The organism is Planctomycetota bacterium, from assembly GCA_026387035.1.
GTDB lineage: Bacteria > Planctomycetota > Phycisphaerae > FEN-1346 > FEN-1346 > JAPLMM01.
The window spans coordinates 1-7,672 of the sequence record JAPLMM010000296.1; the positions used below are offsets into that span (position 1 = coordinate 1).

Annotated in this window: 8 protein-coding genes; 3 read left to right on the forward strand and 5 right to left on the reverse strand. The window is 65.4% G+C overall.

Annotated elements, in window-relative coordinates:
- Window positions 1–116: 116 nt before the first annotated feature.
- Both NTX40_11270 and NTX40_11275 read right to left on the reverse strand, forming a co-directional pair.
- Window positions 117–1,202 (reverse strand): hypothetical protein, encoded by a 1,086-nt coding sequence (locus NTX40_11270; protein MCX5649654.1) that lies wholly within the window; start codon window positions 1,200–1,202, stop codon window positions 117–119.
- Between the two features lie 108 nt (window positions 1,203–1,310).
- The gene (locus tag NTX40_11275) at window positions 1,311–1,646 is read right to left on the reverse strand and encodes a nucleotidyltransferase domain-containing protein (protein MCX5649655.1); all 336 of its coding nucleotides are present in this window, start codon (window positions 1,644–1,646) and stop codon (window positions 1,311–1,313) included.
- Between the two features lie 152 nt (window positions 1,647–1,798).
- Here NTX40_11275 and NTX40_11280 point away from each other — a divergent pair, with 152 nt between their 5' ends.
- Together NTX40_11280 and recJ are read left to right on the forward strand one after the other, a co-directional pair.
- Window positions 1,799–2,266 (forward strand): hypothetical protein, encoded by a 468-nt coding sequence (locus tag NTX40_11280; protein ID MCX5649656.1) that lies wholly within the window; start codon window positions 1,799–1,801, stop codon window positions 2,264–2,266.
- Window positions 2,267–2,421: 155 nt separating this feature from the next.
- Window positions 2,422–4,182, forward strand: coding sequence for a single-stranded-DNA-specific exonuclease RecJ (gene recJ, locus NTX40_11285; GenBank protein MCX5649657.1), 1,761 nt, complete (start codon window positions 2,422–2,424; stop codon window positions 4,180–4,182).
- A gap of 36 nt (window positions 4,183–4,218) precedes the next feature.
- Here the strand turns inward: recJ and NTX40_11290 are convergent, their stop codons facing one another.
- The 3 genes from NTX40_11290 to NTX40_11300 form a co-directional block, all read right to left on the reverse strand.
- A complete protein-coding gene (locus NTX40_11290) occupies window positions 4,219–5,670 on the reverse strand; it encodes a hypothetical protein (GenBank protein MCX5649658.1) in 1,452 nt (483 codons plus the stop codon).
- Window positions 5,671–5,813: 143 nt separating this feature from the next.
- On the reverse strand, window positions 5,814–6,485 hold the full coding sequence (locus NTX40_11295) for a hypothetical protein (GenBank protein MCX5649659.1): 672 nt from the start codon (window positions 6,483–6,485) through the stop codon (window positions 5,814–5,816).
- 4 nt (window positions 6,486–6,489) lie between these two features.
- Window positions 6,490–7,215: a hypothetical protein gene (locus NTX40_11300; GenBank protein ID MCX5649660.1), complete on the reverse strand. Its 726-nt coding sequence runs from the start codon at window positions 7,213–7,215 to the stop codon at window positions 6,490–6,492.
- Between the two features lie 166 nt (window positions 7,216–7,381).
- On the opposite strand from NTX40_11300, the gene NTX40_11305 reads away from it, so the two are divergent.
- Window positions 7,382–7,672: NAD(P)-binding domain-containing protein (locus NTX40_11305; protein MCX5649661.1), on the forward strand; the 291-nt coding region annotated here is incomplete at its 3' end.

Below are 7,672 nucleotides of genomic sequence, written 5' to 3' on the forward strand. Positions count from 1 at the left end.
GGCCGGCGACGGCCTGGCGATCTTCCAGCGCGGCGTGGGGTATTTCAAATAGGACCGCCGCCCGCGCGCCGGAGATAAGTATTGCATCTCCGGAACTCCGTGACGCGCCACGCCCGTCAGCCCCGGTCGCCGCGCGTCTGCCGGATTTGCTCATTAAGTTCGTTCAGCGTCTTCCCCATCTCCGTCTGCCAATAGAGGGGACCCTGCACGGGGTACTTATGAGTTATGACACCGTGTTTCCTAAGGAGTTGTGCGGCCAAGTCCGAAACGGAGTAGTGCTGACCGTCCCGACCGTACTTGAGTTTGTTCTCAGCAGCCACAACCTTAGCTTGCTCCTTTCCAATGCGTCCCCGGCCCTGATAGTACAAAAACACGCTCTCGCCATCTCTGATTAGGCCGCGGTCCACCAGTTCTTTGAGCCGAACCTTTTTGGCTTTGCCGCCGCGTCCTGCTTGTTCTCCTTCCACCCGAATCCCCTCAGTAGACGCCTGCCCCTCGAGAGGCAGACCCAATTTCTCCCAAACACGGGCAATCTGCTCGTGCAATTCCTCTTCCACTTGCACAGCCTTGGCCCTCAGTTTCTCCAACTCCTTTTGCTTTTGCTCCAACTCCTCCTGCTTGGCGTCAACATCGCTCTTGATGCCCTCGAGTTCTGCGCGGGCTTGGTGCCGCAGTTCCTCTTCGTCCGAGATTGCCTTCTTGATCTCCTTCTCGCGCTCGGCCAGTTTTGTGTGCACCTCTCGACTACTCAGACTCTCTGCACCAAGGAGGCCAAGCAATACAGCCCACGGCCCTTCCTTCGAGAATTCAGCCCTCTTGATGACGTACAAGAGCGATTTCTCAAAGGCAACACCGGGCAGCGGACTATAGATCCTCATCTCGACCCCGTTCGCCAAGACGGCGAGAAGCGGGTTCTCATCAAATGTGTAACCCCTGATTTGATCAACATATTCGTCTAGCCTCTCGTCGTAGTTCTTCGTATCAACAAGCACCTTACAGTCGTGGGGAACATCCTTAATGAATATGTCAATCTTTCCACCGCTGCGTGTACGGTACTCGAATTGCAGGTTCTCTTTTCTGTGGCCGAGCAGTTCCAGAAGGGGCACAACCACCTTCTGTTTGACGTTCTCCTCACTCGCCCCAATCTCCGCTGGACCCAGCCCGGCGATTCTTAGCAGCTCAGCCTGTGCCTCAGCATCCATACACGCTCACTCCTTTCCACGCGTTCCTGTCTGACCAGCATTGCATTCCGCATTTCCTCAAGGATGGCCAAGTCTTCACTCGCCCGCGTCAGCATCCTTGCGGCGTGTTCACGGTCGTTCATACAGCAGCCGCCCCTCGCGAAGGCATCGTGCAATGATGTGATTCAGAGAGTCCTTCCAGTAAGCGAACTCCTCCGCGCTGAAAACGAGTATGTCCTTGGCAACCCGAAACGCGGAAAGGGCGCGACGCACCCGCGTGATCTCGCCCAGCCGGCTGCGCTGGGGACCGAATGGCTCACGCTCAACCACGAGAAAGTCCACGTCGCTGTCCGGGCCGGTCTCTCCGCGCGCATAGGAACCGAAGAGATAGATCTGCTCCGGGTCTACTTCGCGCACGATCGCCTCCACCATCCGCTCGAGGACTTGGTTCGTAACGGTGATCATCGCTCGCGTGCCTCGACCGACCCCAACACACCCTCTACTCTACGCGACCGGCATGGCCTTGTCCAGCACGTGAAAGAGAAACGTGGTCTTGTCTTTCCCGACCCGCCGCCCCGTGTTACAATGCCGCGGTCGTGACATTCTGCGGGGTTCCTATGGCTATTGTCTGCATTGCCGGCATCGCGCGCGGAATCGGGAAGACGGCCGTCGCCGAGTTTCTGCTCGCACGGCTGGAGGGCTGGCATGCCGCCCGCGTGCGCGTGGCCGACGAGATCCCCGACGCCGACGCCGCTCGCATCGGCGACGAAGGATCCCGGGTCGTCATGGACGCCGACGATGCCGAGGTCCGCCGGCTCCACGATGCCGGCGCCGTCTCCACGGCGGTGCTCCTAGCCGAAGCGCGCGGCCTGGAGGCGGGACTCGACACGCTCCTGACCGCCCTGCCCCGGGGCGCCAACATCCTGGTTGAGGGCAACGCCTTTCTCTGGGCCCGCCGTGCAGACCTCGCCGTGATGGTCATCGGGCCTGGGCCGTCCGGCAAGGGCCTGGCCCCGGGGGTTCTTCGAGTTTCCCCAGGCCCTCGTGCGAATGGGGTTCCGGGGCGGCGTGACGAATCAGGCTGACTTTCACCACGTCAACCCGCGCGCGAGGGACCACTTGGGGAACCGCGCGCTTCTCGACGCCCTGCACCATCACATTCAGCGTCTCGGCCTTTGGCGCGAATCTGATGCTTTCCTTCGCCGCATCGGTTTCGACACCCCTGACGAGGGTGGCCGCGATGGCTAAACCGTGGACGATCCGCCCGCCGGCGCCCGAGGCCGACCTGCTGGCCCGGGACCTCGGCGTCCCGCCTCTCGTGGCGGCGGTCCTCGCAAATCGCAACCTCGCGGACCCCAAGGCCGCGCGGGAGTTTCTCGCCCCCGACCTTTCGCAACTTCATCCTCCGGAGGCGGAGCCCGCGCTGCTGGCGGCCGCCGACCGTCTCGCCCAAGCCGCCCGCGACGGCGAGCCCATCGTCATCTACGGCGACTACGACGCCGACGGCATTACGGCCTCGGCAATCCTCTGGCACGCGCTGCGCCTGGCCGACGCCAACGTCCGCGTTTACATCCCGCACCGTCTCGAAGAAGGCTACGGGCTGAACGGCGAGGCCATCGAGCGCCTCGCCGCCGAGGGCGCCCGCGTCCTCGTGACCGTGGACTGCGGCATCACGAGCGCCGACGAGGTGGCAAAGGCCAAGGGCCTCGGCCTCGACACCATCATCACCGACCATCACGAGCCGGACCCCGGCCGCGTCCCGGAGGCGCTCGTCGTGGTGGACCCGAAACTGCCCGGGTCGGTTTACCCGTTTCGGGAACTTTCGGGTGCGGGGCTGGCGCTGAAACTGGCGTGGGCGCTCGGCCAGCGCCTGAGCCGGCGCGACCGGGTGAGCGACGAGTTCCGCGCGTTTCTCATCGCCGCGACGGGTCTGGCGGCCCTCGGCACCATCGCCGACGTCGTGCCTCTGATCGGGGAAAACCACGTCCTGGCGAGTTTCGGTCTGCGGGCACTGGCCGCCAGCCGACTGCCGGGAATCGCCGCCCTCCTCCAGGTCGCCGGGCTCGAGGACAAGCGCCTCGATGCCGGGCACGTCGGTTTCATGCTGGCCCCGCGCCTGAATGCCGCTGGCCGGATGGGCAGCGCCGCCGAGGCCGTCGAACTCCTGACCACGGCGGGGCCCGAGGCCGCCCTGGCGATTGCCCAGGGGCTCGACCGCCTGAATCGGCAGCGCCAGGAAACCGAAAAGGGAATCCTCGACCAGGCCGAGGCCCAGATCGCCGAGACCTTCGCGCCCGAGCGCGACGCGGCGATCGTCCTGGCGGCCGAGGGCTGGCACGCTGGCGTCATCGGCATCGTCGCCTCGCGCCTCGTGGAACGGTACTGGCGGCCGACGGTCCTCATCGCCGTGGACGGCCCGGACGCCCAAGGCTCCGGCCGCAGCATCCCCCGGTTCAACCTGTTCGAAGGCATTGCGGCGTGCGCGACGCACCTGCGGACGTTCGGCGGCCACGCGATGGCCGCGGGGCTCCAACTCGCCGCCGCCGACGTCCCCGCCTTCCGCGAGGCCTTCCTCGCTTGGGCGCGCGAACGCCTTACGCCGGACGACCTGGCGCCGCAGGTCCTCGTGGATGCCGAGGCGGACCTGGCGGACCTCGACCTGGCGACCGCCCGGACGCTCGAGCGTTTCGGGCCGTTCGGATCGGGAAACCCGCGGCCTGTCTTTGCGGCGAAGCACCTGCGGCTGGTCGGTTCGGCGCGCCGCCTCGGCCGGCGGGGCAGCCACCTGGAAATGCACCTGACGCAGGCCGGCCGGGCGCGCCGCGTGCTCGGCTGGAACATGGGCGACTTGGTGGACGCCCTCACGCGGGCCGGCTCGTGCGGCGTGGCATTCACCTGCCACGTCTCGGACTTTCACGGGTCGCCCGAAGTGGAACTTCACCTGAAGGACGTCTGGATCGGTTCGTACGGCAACACGGATGCCACCAAGGAGTTCGCGTAGCCCTTCCGCGCCGAGGCGCTTCCCGGGATTCCGTGTTTACGCCTTCGGCGCAGGCGGGTCCGCCGCCTCGTCAATCAGTTCGACGGACGTGAAGCGGCAGAAGCGGCGGAGGTCCTCCCGCAGGTTGCCGTAGCACGTCACGCGATGAAGCCCGTGCGACCAATTCTGCCAGAGTTTCTCCGGGTCGCCGTCCACCTTGACGGTGATTTTGGACCGGCACCCGCGCGGCAGGTCGGGCGTGTCGAGGATCATGCCTGTGAAGAAGATGAGGCGGTCGGTGCCGATGAGTTCCGCCTGCGTCACCTTCTCGCCGAGGCGCATGCGGACCTGCGGAACGGCTCCCTCCTGCCGCTCCATCACGGAGCGCAGCCGGTAAGGGGCGAAGGGCTTATCCGGCCCATCCATGCCGGGCGAACCCATGCAGTGGGCCAAGATGATGCCGGGAGTGGACAAATCCATCGTGGGGTCGCTCACGAAGCCGGGCTTGCCGGAGAGGGCCTGGAGCAGGACATGCGTCGTGCAGGACTGGAGGTCCGACTCGCACACGCCGCCGAGGCCCATGCTGTTGAGGCGCGCGTGGCTGATGCACGGATACGCCGGCAGTTGCCGCCACATGCTGCCGTAACAGTCAATCGTCATGACCGTGCCACCCTCGTCATTCATGATCTTCTCGAGGGCAAGCGCCAGTTTGCAGGACCTGAAGATCTCGTCGCGGGAGGGCTCGACAACCTTTTCGGCCCCGCGGATCCAGCGTTGGGCCTCCGCTTCCGCCGCAGCGTCGGGCACGGCGTTGTAGGCAGCCAACACGCTGTCCTTTTTGACGCGGACGATCTCCGTGCCGAACTTCTGCTTAACCGCCGCAGCGTAGGCGTCGAAGTTGCGCGTGGTTACGTTCAGGATGCGGGCCTCGCGCAGGTGGTGGATGGCGCGGAAGGGGCGGATGGCGGCGGCCAACTGGGCGGTGTCGCTCGTCAGCAGGCACTCCAGGAGCGATCCCTCCTTCTGCTTCCACAGGGCGCCGAAGCCAGTCCACTCATGCCCGGAGTACGGCGCGGCAAAGAGGACCGTCGGCCGACCGACACTCAGAACTTCCTTGAGGATCGGCACAATGCCCATGGAGAGGTGAATCGTCAGGATGCCGTCGGCGCCGGCCAGTTTGTCCTTGAGCGCCCCGACCTGCTCGGGCGCCGTGACCAGTTCGTTGACGACGAAGTCCACGTCCGCCAGTTGACCCTTCATGGCGGCAAACAGGGTTTCGTACCGGGCCATCTCCTCCTTAAGGTCGAGCAGGGGCGTGGGCCAGAGCCCCTTGGGTTTGCCCAGGTAAACCTTGGCCACACGAACCTTGGACTTCCGGCAACCCGGACTCACGAGGTCCAGGCGGCCAGTGCGCGTGGCGGGCAATTCGCACCCGGCCGCAGCCAGGTAAATCACTCCCCCCGCCATCGTAGTCTTCAGGAATGTCCTGCGAGTCGGCTTCCATGACATGGCCATCTCCTTTGTCTCTGGGAGGTTCCCTGATTTCGAACGAACAGTCTAGCACATCCAGTCTATCCTGTCAAAAAAATCCGTATTTCTCATTGGTTCCGACATGGCGACACCCGCTGCCGCCGGGGAGTACGCCTGACCGCCTATTTTTCCCCCTTCCCTGTCCCCTCCGTCCGCGTCTGGACCGCCTGGTAGACAGCCCCAATCGCCGCCGGCACGCCCACGAGCACGGGCAGCCAATGGCGATGTGCCTGGACGCCCGCGATGACCGCCTCGCGCGCGCTCGGGACCGCCATCACGAGCCCCACAATCCCCAGGATGACAAGCAGCGCCCCGAGCACGGCCGTGGTGAAGACGATGACGCCGCGAAAGAGGAGAAACCCCAGGACGAATCCGAGCACAAGGCCGACCAAGCCCGCGATGAGAACGTACACGGGGTCATTCAGCCAGAGGGCGCACATCGCTCCGAGCAGGCCGCCGGCGATCCCGCCGAATACGCTGACCGCGACCTTTAGAAGCGGCCAGGCGATCGCGGCAAAAACGACCGCACCGACGACGGCTCCGAGAAGTTCCGGCGCCCCGAACCGGATCGCGGCCGCGACGCCCGCCACGACTCCCGCCATCGCCGCGTAGATGACCACCATCCCCTTAAAAAGTTTCAGCCCGTACAGGAGGCTGACCAAGCCAAGGACGACGAAGAAGACCAGTTGCCAGATCGGAATCCCGGCGAGAAACTCCGGAAAGGCCTGGACGGAGGCATCGACGGCGTCGGGAGCGCCCACCCAGGCGGAGTGCACGGCGTTTTCGGCAAGCATGGGTTCACCCCTCGGGGCGCCGTCCGCTGCGCGGCCGGACCTCGACCGGCGGTTCCTTTTCGCTGACCGGGCTGGCCACGGCGCGCTGGGCCGCCAGTCCGATTCCCACGAGACACACCCACCCGGCCGCCAGCGTCAGCGGAAACGTTTGCGCGAGCGAGGGCGACGCCGTTTCGCGATAGAGCCCGGCAATGTGGATGGCCGCCAGAACCAGAAGCGCGGCGCCCTGGGCGCTCGTGACCAGCCGCTCGCTAAAACCGAACCGGGTGACGGCCACACCGGCCCCCAGCGCCAGCCCCACGAGGCAGGCCGCCAGCACCGCGTCCTCGCCGAGGTTCGGGCCGCTCACCTGCATCGAGTAACTGCTGTCGGGGACCGCGAAGACGAGATACGAGGCGAATCCTCCAGGCCCCAAGGCCAAGGCGGCCAAGTGCGCGAAGATTGCCGCCAACACCAATCCCGCGAGCACAGCATGGGCGACGGTGCGGAAGAACGCCGTCAGACTCCCCAGCGCGATGCCTCCCGCGATGATGACGAGCGGCTGCCAGACGGGAACCCATTGCGAAACCTGGAGGCCCGCCGTGCATCCCAGGACCGTCATGCTGAGGACGTCGAAGAGCCTCGGCCAACGGCTGCCGAAAACCAGATAGACCACGCCCACCAGCGCCACAAGGACGCTGCCCCAGAGCGGAATCACGAGGTTCAATTCGCCTGTCGCGGCTGCAAGCATGGACGGCTCCCCGTTCGCCGGTCGGCGGGTCCAGTATACCGAGAAGACCCCCCGGGGTGCAAAGGCTGAGATTCGCCGGCCGGGCACGTCGCCTTGACACGTCCGGCTTCCCTGGTAAAATGCCTGCCTTGATTCTGGAAACCCAAACTGACGGGAGGCAGCACAAATGGCCAGGCAGCAGATCGGGCTCGCCGGGCTGGCCGTCATGGGCCAGAACCTCGTCCTGAACATGGAGAGTAAGGGCTTTTCGGTGGCGGTTTTAAACCGCACCGGATCGAAGACGAAGGACTTTGTCGAGGGCCCCGCCGCCGGCAAAAACATCCACGCCACCTACGACCCGAAGGGGTGCTGCGCGGCCCTCCAGCAGCCCCGCAAGGTCATGATGATGGTCAAAGCGGGCCCGGCGGGCGACGCGATGAGCGAGCAGTTCCTCCCCTCCCTGGACGAGGGCGACCTC